Below are 16,726 nucleotides of genomic sequence, written 5' to 3' on the forward strand. Positions count from 1 at the left end.
ATGATCGAGGATGATGAGGGTCATGCCCGGCTGATCGAGAAGAACATCCGGCGCGCCGGCATCAACAATGACATTTGCCACTTTGTCGAAGGCGGCAAGGCGGTCGATTACATCTTCAACGATCCCAACGGTCCGGCGCAGAACGGGCCCGCGCTGATCCTCCTCGACCTCAACCTGCCGGACATGAGCGGGGTCGACATCCTTGGGCGGGTAAAGGGCGACGATCGGCTGAAGGCGACCCCGGTGGTGGTGCTGACCACGACCGACGACCGGCAGGAGATCCAGCGCTGCTACGACCTCGGCTGCAACGTCTACATCACCAAGCCGGTGAATTACGAGAATTTCGCCGATGCCATCCGCCAGCTCGGCCTTTTTCTGTCCGTCATTCAGGTACCCGATCCGCAAAGCTGATGGACGCACGGCGCGTACTCTATGTCGATGACGACGACGGTCTTCGGCGGCTGGTCGAGCGGCTGCTGGGCCGGCGCGGCTATGACGTCGTCACTGCCGCGACCGGCGGCCAGGCGCTCGATCTCGTGCGTGCCGAGCCGTTCGACCTCGTCGCGGTGGACCATTACATGCCGGAGATGGACGGCCTGTCGACTCTGACGGCGATCCACCAGGCGGTGCCCGGGCTGCCCGTCGTCTACGTTACCGGCTCGGAAGAAAGCAGCGTTGCCGTTGCGGCATTGAAGGCTGGTGCCGCCGAATATGTCGTCAAGTCGGCGGGCGGCGACTTCGTCGACCTGCTCGAAAAGGCCTTCGACCAGGCGCTATCGAAAGCAAAGCTGGAGCGGCAGAAGGCGGAGGCCGAGGAGGCGCTGCGCATCTCGAACGAGCGCTTGCACACGCTGCTTCGCGAAGTGAACCACCGCGTCGCCAACTCTTTGCAGCTTGTGTCGACCATGGTCGGCATGCAGTCGCGCATCCTGACCGACGAGGCGGCGCGCGATGCGCTTGGCGACACTCAGCGGCGCATCGATGCGATCGCCCAGGTCCACCGCAACCTATACGCTTCCGACGACGTCCAATCGGTGGCGATGGACGAATATCTCGCCGTACTCGTCCGCGAGCTCGAGCAGACCTGGTCTACCGAGGCGGCACCGCGCCCGATCCGGCTTCAGGCCGAGCCGGTCAGGTTGCAGGCGGAAAAAGCGCTGTCGCTTGGGGTCATCGTCAACGAGCTCGTCACCAACGCCTGCAAATATGCCTATGGCGAGGGCGTGCCCGGCGAAGTCCGGATCCACTTCGCGCGGGAGCATTCGGACGGCTTCCGCCTGACGGTGGAGGATGACGGCTGCGGCATGAGCCTGACGGACTCGCCGCGCGGCACGGGTCTGGGATCGAAGCTCATCACCGCCATGGCCAAGTCGCTTGCGACCAGCGTCACCTACGACCGGGCCCACAAAGGCGTTCGCGCGAGCCTAAGCGCCGCGCTTTAGCGCTTCACCGGATCAGGATCTTGGCGGCTATGTCGCCATTCGCTTGCGCCGCTCCCTCCGGGAAGGGTGGGGCGGCAAGCACGCCCGCGGCGTCGCTCCGCACAGATAGCGGCGCGTGCCACCGGCCGCTGCGCGGGTCGAACCAGTTCCATTGATATCGCACGCCGGGAGCAAAGCCCTTCAGCTGTGGTCGCAGCGCCTTGTTCTCGAAATAGGCGAGCGCAAATCCCTTGTCGGGTGTGCGCATCAGGAAGGACCAGCCGTCCAGGCCGTCGTCGAGCGCGTTCGGGATGCTTCGAGGCGCGATGTCGCCCGACGCGAGCTGGAGCTGCTGATAGCGGGCACCTTCGGACAGGATGAAGCTCTTGAGGTGCCGCATCTGGCCGCCGGACTGATAGTTCAGCGCCGTCCAGATGTGCGGCCGCCAGCCGGCCGGCTCACCGGTGCTGGTGAGGTCGTACGCGGCGGTGCCGTGGACGTGGCCGGCGAGCCCGCCCGACAGGACGGAGCCGTACATCATCGCGCGGGCAAAGTAGTTGTCGCGCGGGCTATTCTCCGCCGGAGTCTCGCCACCCGGCCGATTGATGCTGTGATTCCAGCCGGTGTAATAAGGCTCCAGGTTCGCGGCCGGCATAGCCGGTGAAAGGCGGAACAGCTCCTCGATCGACGCATAGATGGCGTGGTTGCGCGGATTGTTGCCGACCGTGTGCATGCTCAGCCACGGCGCCTGCTGGCCATGGCCGAAAACCTTATAGGTCGACCGGTCGATCAAGGTCGTGAACGGCTGGCCGAACGGCATCGGGCCGTACTTCTTGTGATGGTAGGTCAGCGCCGCGTTGAACTCGTCGGCAGTCAGGCTGAAGTCCTTCGGAATCCAGTCGAGATGGATGCCGCTGAACACCATGTTGTAGGCGCCGTAGCGGGCGATCAGATACTGGATGAAGCGTGCGTAGCTTTCGTTGAAGTCGAAATATCGCTTCCATGACGGCGCATTGTCGCGGCGGATCGGCTCGAAGAAGGGGACGAAGCCTTCCTCCGACAAATAGCGCATCTTCTTGTCGAGGCTGCGGAAGTATGCCGGGTTCAAGCGGTCGAAGTTGGCCAGCCCCTCGCGGTTGGCGAACACCTCGAACGGCCGGTTCCCCGCTTCGTCGTGCATGTCCTTACCGGTGGTCAGCGCTCCGTCGGCCGTGCTGATCTTTGCGCTCGGCGCCCAATGGCCGAACTTCTCCCAGGCGTTGCGGAGGTAGACGCCATCCTTGTTGGCGTAGGTGGCGCCGTGCGCGTCGGCCGCCCAATTGGGAAAGGCTGCGATAAAGGAGACGGAGTTGAAGCCCTGCCGCTTGCGCCAAGTGACTGCCTCTTCGAAGCTGATCCCCTCGGCCGGCACATAGTCGGCGGCGGGCTGAACGCCCTTGAACGGCAGGCGCCAGGTCGAGGCGGCGAGCCAGGTGTCGCCAACCAGGAAGTAGGGGGAGCCGTCGGCATAGTTGAGGGCATGGCCGTTGCCGCTGGCCCGAACGAAGCCGCGGCGATTGGGATTGGCGGCGATCTCCTCCGCGGTCCAGGCCACGGCCTTAAGAACTCCATTGCCTCCGGCGAGACCCGCATCGGCCTTGTTCGAGGCCGCCTTCCATCGCCACTCGCCGGGCGCGCTTGCCACGAACCGGACCTTGTAGGTGCGTCCTCCGTCCCAATAGCCCCAGACCTTCTTGCTGAAGCCCGGCCCCTGGAGTTCAATCCACAGGTCCACGTCCTTGTATGGGTTTGGATAATCGCGCGCCGCTTCGAAGGTGATCTCCTGCACCTCCCAGACGTGGACCTCACCCGATTGGAGGCGTGCCGCGGCCGCCGGCGACGCCACGAGGCCAAGGATCAGGCACAGAAATGCAATCAGCCGAACGCGCATCGAACATCCTCCAGGTTGGGCATGGTAGCGCTAACCCGCGCGGCGGCAATGCTTGGCGGATATCAGGCGTTCGCCATTGCGATGATAAGTTCCCACTCCTCCTCGCGCACCGGTGCCACGGACAGGCGGGATTGGCGGAGCAGTTCCATTGCGGCGAGCTTTGGCTCGGACTTGATGGACTTTAGCGACACGGGCGTCAGTTCCCGCACGGGCTCGACCCGCACGGAGACCCAGTTCGGGTCTTTGGCGTCAGGCTGTGCTTCGCGGGTGATGCGCGCGATGCCGACGATCGCGGGCTCCTGCACGGAGCGGTAGAAGAAAGCCTCATCGCCCGTCTTCATTGCGCGAAGGTTGATGCGGGCAGTGGGATTGCGGACACCGTCCCACTCGGTCCCACCGTCCCGCACGAGATCGTCCCAGCTGTAGCTCGTCGGTTCCGATTTCAGCAGCCAGCGCGCCATTCGAATCTCCTCGAACGCGCGCTTAGTCGTGCTTTCGGCCTCCGCAAAGTGCGTGTTCCACGGTGAGTGGAGCCACTCCAGCGACAAACGAAAAGGTTCCGCACGCTCATCGCCTGGATGGCTCGACTCAACGAACTTTCGTTGAACCGCGTTAATTTCAACATAAATGGACCTCATCGAGAGCGAGCCGGGACGCTGAAAAGCGCAGCAGGCTCAAGAGCTTAAATCTGCAAGGGCCAACTGCCGGGAAGCGCCGATGCGCTGGACGGCGGCACCTGCCACCGACACGGAAGAGACTAAATGAACCGCATCATGGGTAGCCGCGGCTTGTCCGCGGTCACAGGTCTATTCATGCTTGCCTTCAGCCCCACTCAGGCGGTTGCCGCGCCGGCGGCTCCGGCCGGCATCGCTGCGCCCGCGTCGACTGCTTATGCGACCGCACTGGCCACGCCAATCGCTGCTCCTGCCATCAATGCGGTCGTTACCACTGGCGGCAGCGTCATTCAGAAAGCCGCCGCCTCATCCGTCACCGTTCGACTTGGCCCCGACATCGCCAAGGAAGCGGTGTGGCTGCAGCAGAACGGCTGGCACCTCGCAGGTCTCGTCGACCGCTACAGCGTCGGCGCGCCGCTCGACGAGCAGGCCACCTGCATCGCCGAAGCCGTCTACCACGAAGCGCGCGGCGAAAGCGTCGAGGGCCAGATGGCCGTTGCCCGGGTCATCATGAACCGTGCCGCGTCCGGCCGTTATCCCGCCAGCTGGTGCGGCACCGTGAAGCAGCCTTGGCAATTTTCCTTCGTCAATCCGCACACCGGCCACATCCCCTACATCGATCAGTCCTCCGCGTCCTGGCAGCGGGCTTTGGGAGTCACCCGTCTTGCGGTTGCAACGGCCATCGAGGCGCTGCCGAACGATGTGCTCTGGTACCATGCCGATTATGTCGCTCCGGGCTGGGGCAAGCGCCTGAGCAGGGTGCAAAAGATCGGCACTCACATCTTCTACCGCGCCTGATCGCTCGGTTCGGCGCATCGCGGATTCCCTTCAGCGTTAATCGGGGCGCGAAGGGATTCGCAGAGCGGCCGTTTGGCGCAACGATAAGCCGCAAGTTTCCGTGGCTTAGGGGAGGGCGCGCCGATGCTGAAGATCCTGGTGGTGGAGGATGACTCCGCGCTTGCGACCACGCTTAAATATCTGATCGAGGACAATCCGCGGTACCGGGTCACGGCGACGGTCGGGGATGCCGACAGCGCCATCGCGGAGGCGGAGCGCGACTTGCCCGACCTGGCGCTCGTCGACCTTCACCTTGCCCGCGGGACGACCGGCTTTTCGCTTGCGGTTCGACTTCACGACTTGGACGTCCCGACCTTGTTCGTGACCGGCAAGTCACCAGGCTTTCCGATGCCCGACCTGGCGCTCGGCTGCTTGCTGAAGCCGTTCACGGCCGAGGAGATCCACCGCGCCCTCAACATGGCGGAAGACCGAATGCGGGGGCGCGAGACGCTGCGTCCCAAGGTGCCGGCCAATCTCACCATGTATGAAGAGCAGACCGCACCGGTTCAGGAGGTGACCGGCTTCATCCCCTCACGCCTGTCGCTGCGCACCCGCATCGAACATTGGATTGCGGGCACCCAGCATTAACGGAACAAGCTGAGCGGCACCGCTTCGCCCATCAATCGGTAGCCGTCGAGCGAGGGGTGGAGTCCGTCGCCCGAGTCCAGCTCCTTCCGCATCCGTTCGGGACGCGCGGGATCGCGGGTCACTGCGTCGAAATCCACCACCGCATCGACATTGCCCTGCGCCCGGATCCACGCATTGATTGCCTGCCGGTCGGCCTCGTTGGCGGCGGTCGGGTGGTAATAAGCGGATGCGCCGTAGGGCAGGATCGTAGCGCCGATCACCTTGATGCCCTTGTCTCGGGCCCGGGCGACGATCTGCGCGTAACCGGTGAGCAAGCGGCGGACGAAGGCGCGATGCTCCTCTGCGCTGACCGGCGCGTCTCGAGTAAGCGTACCGAGGTCGTTCACGCCTTCAAGGATCAGCAGATATTTGACGCCGTCGCGCATCAGCACGTCGCGTTCGAACCGGGCAACCGCATTGGGGCCGAGCCCGTCAAGCAGGATGCGATTGCCGCCGATGCCCAGGTTGAGCACGGAAAGGTGCCGGGTGCGCGGCGAGGCCTGCAGGCGGCGGATTAACGTGTCCGACCAGCGGGCGTTGGTGTTGGGCTTGACCCCGAAACCGTCGGTGATGCTGTCGCCAAGCAGGGCGATTGCCGCGCCCCTGCTTGTCGCCAGGACGTCGACGCCGGTCAGCTGGTACCAATGATCCACCGTCGCCGCCGAGCTGAAATCGACCGACGCGAGCTGGTCGCCCTTGCCGATGTAGGACGTCGCGCGGGATCCGGGATGGCTTGTCACCACCGAGGGGTGATCGCGAAAGTGGATCGAGACGGCGAGCGTCGTCAGCGCGGCAACCGGCAGCGCCACGGGATCGGATACGAACTCGGCACCGGCCGGGATCGTGATTGCCGTCGCGCCTCCGAAGCGGAGCGGCCGGCTGGTTCCCGGCCGAAGCTTCGGCGAGGCGGGGTCCACCGCCACGCCGACGCTGGCGCCATTGATGGTCAGCGGCTCGCGACCGAAGGCGTTGGACAGCCGGACACGAAGCTCTCGGCCGCCGAGGCTGACCCGAACCAGCTGCCGCAAGGTCGAATTCTTGAAGTCGAGGGTGGGCACCACCTGGTCGCCCTGCGGTACCATCTGCGCCGACGCCCAGCTTGCGACCCAGGAGTCCCGCGCGGTGGCCGGCATTGCGGCGGCAGCCACGAGGGTTATTCCGGCGATCCAGCGTTTCCACATCAACATAGCGGCGACCTCTCCTGCGGCTCTGATGGCTGCGGTGACCATGCCGCCGATCCGGACGACGGTATAGTGGTTAGCGCTTCAGCGCCTGGTCGCAGCTTGTGCGCAAATCCTCGATCCGCGCCATGCGGGAGGCATCGCCATTGTCCCGCGCGCTAAGCTCGCTGCAGATAGCGGCCAGCATCTGCATGGCGATGTCGAGGTTCTGGAGCTTGGTGGCGTGGCGCATCAAGGTTTCGGGCTCCCCCGCCAGATCGTCGCCGAGATCCTCCATCAGTTGCGACACGCGGCCAAGGTCCGCGGCAAGCTGATCCTTGCCGAGGTCGGAAGGGAGGCCTGGCCTGCTTCCGAAGGCCCCGCCCGGCAGCGGCACGGCCCCGGCCTTCACCAGGGCAACGATATCGTCGACGCGCTGCTGTTCGGCATTTGCCGGCGGGGCGAGCCATTCGCGCACGTTGACGGGGGCGGAAAGGTGGACGCCGCAGCGCTTGCAGTCGGCCCAGACGACGCGGCCTTCCGCGCTGTAGCTGCCGCGGATCAGGTGAATGCCTGTTCCGGTCGGCGGCACCACCGGCGTTTCAATGAGTGCGCCCGTCAAGGACATGTTGCGGACCTTCACCGGATGACGATGGCGATCCCAGTACAAGGTAGCGGCGATGAACATGTTGGTCCGTGGCGCAGCACGCGCATCCGATTCTCGGACCTGGACCATGCCCTCGCTCAACGTCATCCGCTCCCATCGAATGCCGTAGCAGAACAAGGTTACCGAAAGGTGGTCCCTTCCGACATCTGCGAGTCACGAAACTGTCGCGCCGCGCCCCGATTGACAAAAAACTGCAACAAAACTGTCGTAAGCGCGGGTCGACACAGGGGTATCCGATGAAGTCAGTGAGCAGACCGTCCGCCATTTTGATGATTGCAGCCGCCGCGTGCACGGCACAGCAAGCCTCCGCGCGGGAGGACTCGCAGCTTTGGACGACGGCAAGCGCAACGGCCGAGCTCGGCGGCAATTTCCGCTTGTCGCAGGAACTGGTCGGTCGCTTCAGCGACAATCGCAACGGCCTGTATGAAATCGAGAGCAACACCCTGCTCGGTTATCGGCTCAACAAGTCGGTAACGGTTTGGGCCGGCTACACCCATGACCCGCAATATGCGGGCGGCGACTTCACGATCATGGAACGGCGCGCGCGGGAGCAGGTGACCGTCGACAATTTCGCTACGGTTGGAAAGGGCAAGCTCAGTGCCCGGCTTCGCGCCGAGCAGCGCTGGCGGGAGGGTGGCGACGGCACCGGATGGCGCGTTCGCCCCTATCTCAAATATGCGCTGCCGTTGGGAGGTGGCGGAAAAACCAACCTCAACCTGACGTCCGAGCCTTTCATCAACCTCAACACGACCAGCTTCCAGGCGAAGAAGGGGCTCGATCGCGTTCGCAATCTTGTCGCCGTTTCCACCAAGCTGAACAAGACCGTGACCGTCGAAGCGGGCTACCTCAACCAGCACGGCTTCGTGAAGGATGGCGAGGACACCAGCGACCATGTCGCGCATTTCGCGATCAGCACCAGCCTTTGAGCGCGCGAGACCTCCATCGGTCACGCTTTTGTCGCGAGACTGTCACGAATGCTTCATAGCAGCCCGCTTCGGGAGCGAAGATGACGAGCGGTACCGACCGGAACTTGATCGAAGCGTTGGAGGAGCCGAGCCTGATCGTCGGGTCCTTGATCATCGATGCGGCCAACGACGCCGCCCGATCGCTCTTCGGAGCCGGCATCGAAGGAAAGGACGTGCGGCTCGCGATCCGTCACCCGGTGGCGCTGGAACGTATTCTCAGCGGGCGGTCAGCGGACGCAGACATCACCGGCATCGGCGAATTCGGAAGGCCGTGGCGACTGACTGTCCGGACGCTCGACGGCGGGCGCCTGCTGATCCGGTTGTTCGACACCAGCGCAGCGGTCGCGGCCGATAAGATCCGGACAGATTTCGTTGCCAATGCGAGCCACGAGCTGCGCACGCCCTTGTCGACCATCCTCGGCTATGCCGAGCCGCTGGCCGACGATCCCGTGATGAGCGACGACGAGCGCTCGCACCTTGCGTCCATCATCCGCCTGGAAGCCAAGCGCATGGTCCGGATCATCGACGACCTGATGAGCCTGTCGCGGGTCGAGGCCGGGAGGTTCGAGGCGCTTCGGGAGCAGGTTTCCCTGCCCGACCTGCTGGTCGCCGCCGTCGGTGACGTGAAGCGCAGCCCGGGCGCGCGCAGTTGCCTGTTCGAGACCCAGATCGAAGAGGGCATCCCGACCGTGGTGGGCGATTCTGCGCAACTGGGACAATTGTTCGACAACCTCCTGTCCAACGCGCTTCGCTACGGCTGTCCGGGCGGGAAAGGCAGCATTCGCTCGCGCTTGTCGGTGGCCGACCATTGGGTGGTAATCAGCGTCGAGGACGAGGGGCCGGGCATTGCCAAAGCGCATATCCCGCACCTCACCAAGCGTTTCTACAAGGTCGACGATTCCCGCAACCGCGACAGCGGCGGCACGGGTCTTGGGCTCGCGCTCGTCAAGCATATCGTCGAGCGTCATCGTGGCCGGCTGTCGATCGAAAGCGAGGTCGGGGTGGGCACGCGAGTGACGGTTCAGCTGCCCGCCCAGGGTTGATCGGCGGATTGTAACAAAACTGTAACGCGGACGTCATGTTGGAGTCAGAAGACGTCCATAGTGCGCGCCCATGAGAGCTTTAGGGGACGAACCGGTGATGTTGAAACATTTGATCGTGCTGGCTTCGGCCGCGGCGCTTGCGGCTTGCGGAAGCAATGGGGGCGGATCCGGCGGTTCATCCTCGCAAATCAAGGTGGTGGGCTCCTCGACCGTTTACCCCTTTGCCAAGGCCGTCGCAGAGGACTTCCAGCGCGCGAATGCGGGGACCGGCGTGATCGTCGAATCGACTGGCACTGGCGCGGGCATCAAATTGTTCTGCGGCGGCGTCGGCAGCCAATATCCCGACCTCGTCAACGCGTCGCGTCAGCTCAAGGTCAGCGAATATGAGGCGTGCGCGAAGGCGGGCGCCAAGCAGATCATCGAAGTGCCGATCGGCATTGACGGCCTGACTCTGATCGAAGCGAACAGCGCGCAGCCGATGAAGCTGACGGTGCGCGACGTCTATGCCGCGATTGCCGCCAATCCGTTCGGTAAGCCCAACTCCGCCAAGACCTGGAAGGACGTCAATCCGGCGCTTCCCGCCGTCGCCATCCGGGTCATGGGCCCGCCGCCGACGTCCGGTACCCGCGACAGCCTCGCCGAGCTCATTCTGACCAAGGGTTGCGAAAGCGATCCGGCGATGAAGGCGCTGAAAAAGGCCGACGAGGCCAAGCACAAGGACATCTGCACCAAGGTCCGCGAAGACGGTGCCTTCGTCGAAGCCGGCGAGAACGACAATCTGCTCGTGAACAAGGTGGCGGCCGATCCGGGCACTTTGGGCGTGCTTGGCTATAGCTTTCTCGCCGAAAACGCCGACAAGGTTCGCGCGGTCCAACTGGGCGGCGTCGATCCCACTTCCGAGACGATCAGCAACCTGACCTATCCCGGAGCGCGCAAGCTCTACGTCTACGCCAAGGCCGAACATATCCAGGCCAAGCCGCTGATCCGCCAGTATATCGCTGCCTTCGCCAAAGCGTGGGGCAAGGGCGGGTCGCTGGAGCGGCTCGGCCTGGTGCCGCTCCATGATGCGGATGCGGCTGTAGCTGCCAAGCAGGCCGCCGAACTGAAGCCGCTCGACCCGGCAACGCTGAAGTAAGCGGATCTTCCCAATGTCGCTCGGACTCGCTCTTGTCGCGATCCTGCTGATCGCGGCGGGAGCGGCACTGATGGCCTTTCGCCGCGTCCAGGCGAAGCGGCGGGCCGGTGTCCGGCTTCACTCGCTGCCGGTCTATCACGCCTCCTACACCGCCTTTTGCGCGCTGGTCCCGGCCTTGCTGTTCCTGGCGGTCTGGTCGCCGGTCCAGGACGGGTTGGTTCGGCAGACGGTGCTGGCGAGCCCAGAGGGCCGCGCTCTTCCGGACTTCGAGATGCAGCGTGAGGCGATCCTGCAGGAAGCTGCGGAGATTGCCGCCGGTCAGCGGGCGCAGGGCTTCAATCCCGAGTCCAGCGTCTTGGCACCGCAGATTCGGCAGGCGCAGACGCGCTTTGCCGGCGTCGGCATGCTTGGCGGCGTGCTGCTCGCGCTCGCCGGAGCATTGTTCGCCCTCCGCCGCTCCGCTCCCGCATTCCGGGCGCGCACCGGGGTCGAGCGCTGGGTCATGGGGCTGCTGCTCGCCGCCTCGTTGCTGGCGATCCTGACGACGCTCGGAATCTTCCTCTCCTTGATGTTCGAAAGCCTGCGCTTCTTCTCGATGGTGTCGCCGGTCGAGTTCCTCACTGGAACTCAGTGGAGCCCGCAGACGGCGCTTCGGGCGGACCAGGCGGGTTCCTCTGGCGCCTTCGGCTCTATCCCGCTTTTCTGGGGCACCATCTTCATCGGTGCGATCATCGCCATGATCGTCGCCATCCCGCTCGGCCTGATGAGCGCGATCTACCTCACCCAATATGCACACGCGCGGGTGCGGTCCTGGCTGAAGCCGATCCTGGAGATTCTCGCCGGCATTCCGACCGTGGTCTACGGCTATTTCGCCGCGCTCACCGTCGCGCCGCTGGTGCGCGACGTCGGTGTCGGGATCGGCATCAGTTCGGCGAGCAGTGAAAGCGCGCTGGCGGCCGGGCTCGTGATGGGCATCATGATCATACCCTTCATCAGCTCGATGGCGGACGACAGCATCGCCGCGGTTCCGCAGGCGATGCGCGACGGCAGTCTGGCGATGGGCGCCACAAAGTCCGAGACCATCCGCAAGGTCGTGCTTCCGGCCGCGCTCCCCGGCGTCGTCGGCGGCGTCCTGCTCGCCGTGAGCCGGGCGATCGGCGAGACGATGATCGTGGTCATGGCCGCCGGCCTCTCCGCCAACCTCTCAGCCAACCCGTTCAGCAGCGTCACCACCGTGACCACGCAGATCGTCCAGCTGCTGACCGGCGACCAGGAGTTCGACAGCGCCAAGACGCTCGCCGCCTTCGCGCTCGGCCTCGTGCTGTTCCTCATCACCCTGGGGCTGAACCTCGTCGCGCTGACGGTGGTTCGCCGGTACCGGGAAGCATATGAATAGCGGCGCCGCTTCTCGATGGACCGATGAGCGGATGCAGGCGCGCGTTCGCCGCCGCTATGCCGCCGAGCGCCGGTTCAAGCTGGCGGGTCTCGCCGCCATCGGCGTCTCGCTGCTGTTCCTGGCTTTCCTGCTGGTGACCATGGCGACGCGCGGTTTGGGCGGTTTCATCCATCATGAGGCGCGGTTGACCCTCGACCTTCCGCGGTCGGACTTGTTCCTGGATCCGGCCGCGCTGCGCGGGCCCGACGGTGCCGCGCTGGTCGCCGGTGCCGATCTCGAAGGCGCGCTCATCAAGTCGGCGGCGGCGGAGTATGGCGCAAGCGGGCAGGGGATGTTCGGAGCCTCCGCCGCGCGCGAGCTCGGCCGCAAGCTGATCCGCGATCCCGGGCTGCTCGAGGCTCCGCGCGAAGTGTGGCTTCCCGTCGCAAGCGATGTCGATGTCGCCGCCAAGCATGACGGCGAGGCCGCGAGCGAGGCGATTGTGGCTGCCCTGCAGGCGAAGAGCGCGCTGAGGCAAAGGTTCAACCTCGATTTCCTGACCGCATCGGATGCGACCGACCCGTCCGCGGCTGGCGTATGGGGAGCACTCAAGGGCAGCTTCCTGACGATCCTCGTCACCATGCTGCTCGCCTTCCCGGTGGGCGTGCTGGCGGCCGTCTACCTGGAGGAATTCGCGCCAAAGAACCGGTGGACCGACGCGATCGAGGTGTCGATCAACAACCTTGCCGCGGTGCCGTCGATCATCTTCGGCTTGCTCGGCCTCGCGGTCTTCCTCAACGTCATGCACCTGCCGCGCTCGGCGCCCCTGGTCGGCGGGTTGACGCTGGCGCTAATGACCATGCCGGTGATCGTGATTGCCGGCCGCAATGCCATCAAGTCGGTGCCGCCCTCGATCCGCGATGCCGCCTACGGCGTTGGCGCCTCGACCATGCAGGTCGTCTTTCACCATGTGCTGCCGCTGGCGCTTCCGGGCATCCTCACCGGCACCATCATCGGAATGGCGCGAGCGCTCGGGGAGACCGCGCCCTTGCTGATGATCGGCATGCGCGCCTTTATCGCCAGCCCGCCGGGCGGGATTACCGATCCGGCCAGCGTACTTCCGGTGCAGATCTTCCTCTGGTCGGACGAAGTCGACCGCGCATTCGTCGAGAAGACGAGCGCCGCGATCATCGTCCTGCTTGTCTTCATGCTCCTCATGAACGGCCTTGCGATCTACCTTCGCAACCGCTTCGAACGCCGGTGGTGACCCCGTGAAAGAGAAAATGCCGATCAACACGAACACGCCGGTGCCGATGCCGTCAGCCGCCATCAGCGCAGACGCGCATCGTGCAGGGGCTTCGGTAATGGAGGACGACAACCTGCCTGCCGAGCCGGTGTCCTTCGCTTCGCCCGCGACCGCCCATGAACAGGCCGAGCAAGTAAGCGATGATCGCACGCCCAAGATGCGCGCGGAAAGCATCAGCGTTTTCTACGGACCGAAGCAGGCGATCAAGAACGTCTCCATCAACATCCACGACGATCGCGTGACTGCGTTCATCGGGCCGTCGGGCTGCGGCAAGTCGACCTTCCTGCGTTGCCTCAACCGGATGAACGACACGATCCCTGCGGCGCGCGTGACCGGCCTCATCGAGCTCGACGGCCACGACATCAATGCACCCGACATGGACGTGGTGCAGCTCCGCGCCCGGGTCGGCATGGTGTTCCAGAAGCCCAACCCATTCCCCAAGTCGATCTTCGAAAATGTCGCCTACGGGCCGCGGATCCACGGCCTCGCCAACTCGAAGAATGAGCTTGCGGAGATCGTCGAGAAATCGCTGAAGCGCGCCGGCCTGTGGGACGAGGTCAAGGACCGACTGAACGAGTCCGGAACCGCCCTCTCCGGCGGTCAGCAGCAGCGCCTGTGCATCGCCCGCGCAATCGCCGTCGATCCGGAAGTGATCCTGATGGACGAGCCTTGCTCGGCGCTCGACCCGATCGCGACCGCCAAGATCGAGGAACTCATCCACGAGCTTCGCGGCCGCTACGCAATCGCCATCGTCACCCACAATATGCAGCAGGCCGCGCGCGTGTCGCAGCGGACGGCCTTCTTCCACCTGGGCGAGCTGGTGGAATATGGGAAGACCAGCGAGATCTTCACGAACCCGCGCGAACAGCGCACCCAGGATTACATCACCGGCCGCTACGGCTGATCGGAGCAGACATGCAACAGACCGGCGGACATACCCTCAAGGCCTTCGACCAGGACATCGACCGAGTCCGTGCGCTCATCAGCCAGATGGGCGGCCTTGCCGAACATGCGATCGGCGAAGCCATGCGCTGCCTTGTCCAGCGCGACTCCGACGGTGCGCTGCGGGTCGTGGAGAATGACAAGAAGCTGGACGCTCTGGAAATTGAGACGGAGCGCCGGGCGGTGCAGCTGATCGCCCTCCGCGCGCCGATGGCCGGGGACCTTCGCGATGTCGTCGCGGCGCTGAAGATCTCGGGCGTCGTCGAGCGCATCGGCGATTATGCGAAGAACATCGCCAAGCGGGTTCCGCAGCTGGAACATGCCGGCAAGATCGAGCCCTTGTCGCTGCTTCCCGAAATGGCGCGGATCGCGACCGGTATGGTCCACGACGTGCTCGATTCCTTTGTTCAGCGTGATGCCGAGGCGGCGCTGGACGTCTGCCGTCGAGATTCCGCCGTCGACGATTTCTACGACAGCATCTTCCGCACGCTTTTGACCCACATGATGGAAAATCCGCACACCATCGGTCAGTCGGCGCACCTGCTGTTCGTCGCCAAGAATCTGGAACGCGTCGGCGATCACGCCACCAACATCGCCGAAATGGTCTATTACGCCGCGACCGGCCAGCACATGGCCGACCACAGCCGCACGGACGCGCTGACAGATCGTAAGTGAGGGTGGATGCCCCGCGAGGATTCGAACCTCGATAGACGGAATCAGAATCCGTAGTCTTACCATTAGACGACGGGGCAGTGAGGCGGGCGAGATAGAAAGGGGCTTGTCCCCTGTCAACGCCGCCACTGCCCGCAGCTTGCCCCCACACCGCAAACTATGATTTAAGCGGCTCAAGTCAGCCGCTCATACGGGCGGTCAAGGATAGAATGGGCGAGGACATGGCGCAAAGGGCCGCCACCGCGCCGGCCCCGGACCGCACAAGGGCGCCCGGCACACCGGCTCAATCACCGGCGCACAATGCGCGACCGTCGCAGCGTCACACCTATGGCGCCATCGATCTTGGCACCAACAATTGCCGCCTGTTGATCGCCCGGCCGGACGAGGGCGGCTTCACCGTCGTCGACTCCTTCTCCCGTATCGTCAGGCTCGGCGAAGGTCTGTCCCAGAGCAATCGCTTGTCGCAGGACGCGATGGACCGCGCCGTAGGAGCGCTCTCCGTTTGCGCCGACAAGCTCCGCCGCCGCAACGTCTCCCTGGCCCGCTCGGTCGCGACGGAGGCTTGCCGCCGGGCGGAGAACGGACAGGACTTCGTCGACCGGGTTCGAGAGGAGACCGGGATCGTCCTCGACATCATTCCGCCGCAGGAGGAAGCACGGCTTGCAGTGCTCGGTTGCCATAAGCTGCTTGAGCCGGGCGACGGCGCCGCGCTGATCTTCGACATCGGCGGCGGCTCGACCGAGCTGGTGCTGATCGACCAGGACGACGGCACCACCCGCATCCGCAGCTGGTGGAGTGCGCCATGGGGCGTCGTTTCGCTGACGGAAAGCGAGGGCAGGGAGGCAATCGAGGGCGCCGAGCGGCCATCGGCCTACAAGAGGATGCGGGAGCGTGCGCGTCACGCGTTTGCGCGATTTGCGGATACCTTGCCTGCACGATCCGACGACATCCGCTTGCTTGGCACCAGCGGGACGGTGACGACGCTCGCAAGCGTGCACCTGGCGCTGCCCTCCTACGACCGCAAGGTAATCGACGGCCTTCACGTGCCAATCGAGGCGATGCGCGACATCAGCGTTCGTATTTCCGAAATGACCCATGCCGAATGCGCCGCCTTGCCCTGCATCGGCATTGAACGTGCGGATCTGGTGCTGGCCGGCTGCGCGATCCTGGAGGCGATCCTCGACATCTGGCCGGCCAGGAACCTGGGCGTTGCCGACCGCGGCATCCGCGAGGGCATTCTCCGGTCGATGATGGCCCGCGACGGCTACCAGCTATGAAGCGCATCCGCACCGCCAAGGGGCGGAAGGTCAGCTCGACACGCTGGCTCGAGCGCCAGCTGAACGACCCCTATGTGAAGCGCGCCAGGGCAGAGAATTACCGCAGCCGCGCCGCCTTCAAGCTTATCGAGCTCGACGAGAAGTTCGGCTTCCTGAAGGGCACCAGGGCGATCGTCGACCTCGGCATCGCGCCGGGCGGATGGAGCCAGGTCGTCCGCCGAAGGCTGCCGCAGTCGAACGTCGTCGGCATCGACCTTCTACCCACCGACCCGATCGACGGCGTCACCATCCTGCAGATGGACTTCATGGACGAGAGCGCGCCCGACAAGCTGCGCGAGGCGCTGGGCGGCCCGGCCGACCTCGTCCTGTCCGACATGGCCGCGAACACCGTCGGGCATCCGCAGACCGACCACCTCCGTACCATGGGGCTGGTCGAGGCCGGCCTCCAGTTCGCGACGGAAGTGCTGAAGCCCGGCGGTGCCTATGTCGCCAAGGTGCTTGCGGGCGGCGCCGACAATAATCTCGTCGCGGAGATGAAGCGCCATTTCACCACCGTGAAACACGCCAAGCCCCCCGCCAGCCGCAAGGATAGCAGCGAATGGTATGTGGTCGCCCAGGGGTTCAAGGGCACTGACGACGCAGCGCCTCCGAGCTAGAGTCGGTGGCCCTTTTCGAGTAAAGCGGTCGTTCGGCTG

At 64.8% G+C, this 16,726-nt stretch carries 17 protein-coding genes and 1 tRNA gene; 13 read left to right on the forward strand and 5 right to left on the reverse strand.

Annotated elements, in window-relative coordinates; translation table 11 throughout:
* A complete protein-coding gene (locus G7077_RS10840; protein WP_246167553.1) occupies positions 1–411 on the forward strand; it encodes a response regulator in 411 nt (136 codons plus the stop codon).
* On the forward strand, positions 411–1,442 hold the full coding sequence (locus tag G7077_RS10845; protein ID WP_166411717.1) for a sensor histidine kinase: 1,032 nt from the start codon (positions 411–413) through the stop codon (positions 1,440–1,442). Before G7077_RS10840 ends, G7077_RS10845 begins: the two co-directional genes overlap by 1 nt.
* Before the next feature lie 4 nt (positions 1,443–1,446).
* On the opposite strand, the gene G7077_RS10850 is transcribed toward G7077_RS10845, so the two are convergent.
* Both G7077_RS10850 and G7077_RS10855 read right to left on the reverse strand, forming a co-directional pair.
* Positions 1,447–3,351 (reverse strand): DUF5060 domain-containing protein, encoded by a 1,905-nt coding sequence (locus tag G7077_RS10850; RefSeq protein WP_166411718.1) that lies wholly within the window; start codon positions 3,349–3,351, stop codon positions 1,447–1,449.
* A 62-nt stretch (positions 3,352–3,413) separates the two neighbouring features.
* Positions 3,414–3,812 (reverse strand): EVE domain-containing protein, encoded by a 399-nt coding sequence (locus G7077_RS10855; RefSeq protein ID WP_166411719.1) that lies wholly within the window; start codon positions 3,810–3,812, stop codon positions 3,414–3,416.
* A gap of 300 nt (positions 3,813–4,112) precedes the next feature.
* On the opposite strand from G7077_RS10855, the gene G7077_RS10860 reads away from it, so the two are divergent.
* Together G7077_RS10860 and G7077_RS10865 are read left to right on the forward strand one after the other, a co-directional pair.
* Complete coding sequence (locus tag G7077_RS10860) at positions 4,113–4,823, forward strand: cell wall hydrolase (protein ID WP_166411720.1); 711 nt, start codon at positions 4,113–4,115, stop codon at positions 4,821–4,823.
* Positions 4,824–4,946: 123 nt separating this feature from the next.
* Complete coding sequence (locus G7077_RS10865; protein ID WP_166411721.1) at positions 4,947–5,450, forward strand: LytR/AlgR family response regulator transcription factor; 504 nt, start codon at positions 4,947–4,949, stop codon at positions 5,448–5,450.
* On the opposite strand, the gene G7077_RS10870 is transcribed toward G7077_RS10865, so the two are convergent.
* A complete protein-coding gene (locus tag G7077_RS10870; RefSeq protein ID WP_166411722.1) occupies positions 5,447–6,676 on the reverse strand; it encodes an SGNH/GDSL hydrolase family protein in 1,230 nt (409 codons plus the stop codon). The genes G7077_RS10865 and G7077_RS10870 overlap by 4 nt on opposite strands.
* Before the next feature lie 70 nt (positions 6,677–6,746).
* Complete coding sequence (locus G7077_RS10875; protein ID WP_166411723.1) at positions 6,747–7,403, reverse strand: PilZ domain-containing protein; 657 nt, start codon at positions 7,401–7,403, stop codon at positions 6,747–6,749.
* Between the two features lie 149 nt (positions 7,404–7,552).
* On the opposite strand from G7077_RS10875, the gene G7077_RS10880 reads away from it, so the two are divergent.
* The 7 genes from G7077_RS10880 (at position 7,553) to phoU (ending at position 14,757) form a co-directional block, all read left to right on the forward strand.
* Positions 7,553–8,242 (forward strand): DUF2490 domain-containing protein, encoded by a 690-nt coding sequence (locus tag G7077_RS10880; protein WP_166411724.1) that lies wholly within the window; start codon positions 7,553–7,555, stop codon positions 8,240–8,242.
* An 80-nt stretch (positions 8,243–8,322) separates the two neighbouring features.
* A complete protein-coding gene (locus G7077_RS10885; RefSeq protein WP_166411725.1) occupies positions 8,323–9,324 on the forward strand; it encodes a sensor histidine kinase in 1,002 nt (333 codons plus the stop codon).
* 97 nt (positions 9,325–9,421) lie between these two features.
* Positions 9,422–10,459: a substrate-binding domain-containing protein gene (locus G7077_RS10890; RefSeq protein WP_166412451.1), complete on the forward strand. Its 1,038-nt coding sequence runs from the start codon at positions 9,422–9,424 to the stop codon at positions 10,457–10,459.
* Positions 10,460–10,472: 13 nt separating this feature from the next.
* Entirely contained in the window at positions 10,473–11,855 is a 1,383-nt protein-coding gene (gene pstC, locus G7077_RS10895; RefSeq protein ID WP_166411726.1) for a phosphate ABC transporter permease subunit PstC, read from the forward strand.
* 31 nt (positions 11,856–11,886) lie between these two features.
* On the forward strand, positions 11,887–13,101 hold the full coding sequence (gene pstA / locus G7077_RS10900; RefSeq protein ID WP_166411727.1) for a phosphate ABC transporter permease PstA: 1,215 nt from the start codon (positions 11,887–11,889) through the stop codon (positions 13,099–13,101).
* Between the two features lie 196 nt (positions 13,102–13,297).
* The gene (gene pstB, locus G7077_RS10905; RefSeq protein ID WP_246167557.1) at positions 13,298–14,044 is read left to right on the forward strand and encodes a phosphate ABC transporter ATP-binding protein PstB; all 747 of its coding nucleotides are present in this window, start codon (positions 13,298–13,300) and stop codon (positions 14,042–14,044) included.
* Between the two features lie 11 nt (positions 14,045–14,055).
* Positions 14,056–14,757 (forward strand): phosphate signaling complex protein PhoU, encoded by a 702-nt coding sequence (phoU, locus tag G7077_RS10910; RefSeq protein WP_166411728.1) that lies wholly within the window; start codon positions 14,056–14,058, stop codon positions 14,755–14,757.
* A gap of 3 nt (positions 14,758–14,760) precedes the next feature.
* On the opposite strand, the gene G7077_RS10915 is transcribed toward phoU, so the two are convergent.
* A tRNA-Gln gene (locus tag G7077_RS10915) sits at positions 14,761–14,834 on the reverse strand.
* Positions 14,835–14,975: 141 nt separating this feature from the next.
* Between G7077_RS10915 and G7077_RS10920 the strand changes: the two genes are divergently transcribed.
* Positions 14,976–16,031 carry a Ppx/GppA phosphatase family protein gene (locus G7077_RS10920; protein WP_166411729.1) on the forward strand — a complete coding sequence of 352 codons (1,056 nt, stop codon included), beginning with the start codon at positions 14,976–14,978 and terminating at the stop codon, positions 16,029–16,031.
* The gene (locus G7077_RS10925; protein WP_166411730.1) at positions 16,028–16,687 is read left to right on the forward strand and encodes an RlmE family RNA methyltransferase; all 660 of its coding nucleotides are present in this window, start codon (positions 16,028–16,030) and stop codon (positions 16,685–16,687) included. Before G7077_RS10920 ends, G7077_RS10925 begins: the two co-directional genes overlap by 4 nt.
* Positions 16,688–16,726 lie beyond the last annotated feature (39 nt).

The organism is Sphingomonas piscis (assembly GCF_011300455.1).
Classification (GTDB): domain Bacteria; phylum Pseudomonadota; class Alphaproteobacteria; order Sphingomonadales; family Sphingomonadaceae; genus Sphingomicrobium; species Sphingomicrobium piscis.

Bases quoted from the DNA above. Each gene is read 5' to 3' on its own strand.
- G7077_RS10870 (WP_166411722.1), bottom strand. From the start codon at position 6,676: ATGTTGATGTGGAAACGCTGGATCGCCGGAATAACCCTCGTGGCTGCC.
- pstC (WP_166411726.1), top strand. From the start codon at position 10,473: ATGTCGCTCGGACTCGCTCTTGTCGCGATCCTGCTGATCGCGGCGGGA.
- G7077_RS10925 (WP_166411730.1), top strand. From the start codon at position 16,028: ATGAAGCGCATCCGCACCGCCAAGGGGCGGAAGGTCAGCTCGACACGC.
- phoU (WP_166411728.1), top strand. From the start codon at position 14,056: ATGCAACAGACCGGCGGACATACCCTCAAGGCCTTCGACCAGGACATC.
- G7077_RS10850 (WP_166411718.1), bottom strand. From the start codon at position 3,351: ATGCGCGTTCGGCTGATTGCATTTCTGTGCCTGATCCTTGGCCTCGTG.
- G7077_RS10840 (WP_246167553.1), top strand. From the start codon at position 1: ATGATCGAGGATGATGAGGGTCATGCCCGGCTGATCGAGAAGAACATC.
- G7077_RS10865 (WP_166411721.1), top strand. From the start codon at position 4,947: ATGCTGAAGATCCTGGTGGTGGAGGATGACTCCGCGCTTGCGACCACG.
- G7077_RS10890 (WP_166412451.1), top strand. From the start codon at position 9,422: ATGTTGAAACATTTGATCGTGCTGGCTTCGGCCGCGGCGCTTGCGGCT.
- G7077_RS10855 (WP_166411719.1), bottom strand. From the start codon at position 3,812: ATGGCGCGCTGGCTGCTGAAATCGGAACCGACGAGCTACAGCTGGGAC.
- G7077_RS10885 (WP_166411725.1), top strand. From the start codon at position 8,323: ATGACGAGCGGTACCGACCGGAACTTGATCGAAGCGTTGGAGGAGCCG.
- pstB (WP_246167557.1), top strand. From the start codon at position 13,298: ATGCGCGCGGAAAGCATCAGCGTTTTCTACGGACCGAAGCAGGCGATC.
- G7077_RS10845 (WP_166411717.1), top strand. From the start codon at position 411: ATGGACGCACGGCGCGTACTCTATGTCGATGACGACGACGGTCTTCGG.
- pstA (WP_166411727.1), top strand. From the start codon at position 11,887: ATGCAGGCGCGCGTTCGCCGCCGCTATGCCGCCGAGCGCCGGTTCAAG.
- G7077_RS10880 (WP_166411724.1), top strand. From the start codon at position 7,553: ATGAAGTCAGTGAGCAGACCGTCCGCCATTTTGATGATTGCAGCCGCC.
- G7077_RS10920 (WP_166411729.1), top strand. From the start codon at position 14,976: ATGGCGCAAAGGGCCGCCACCGCGCCGGCCCCGGACCGCACAAGGGCG.
- G7077_RS10860 (WP_166411720.1), top strand. From the start codon at position 4,113: ATGAACCGCATCATGGGTAGCCGCGGCTTGTCCGCGGTCACAGGTCTA.
- G7077_RS10875 (WP_166411723.1), bottom strand. From the start codon at position 7,403: ATGACGTTGAGCGAGGGCATGGTCCAGGTCCGAGAATCGGATGCGCGT.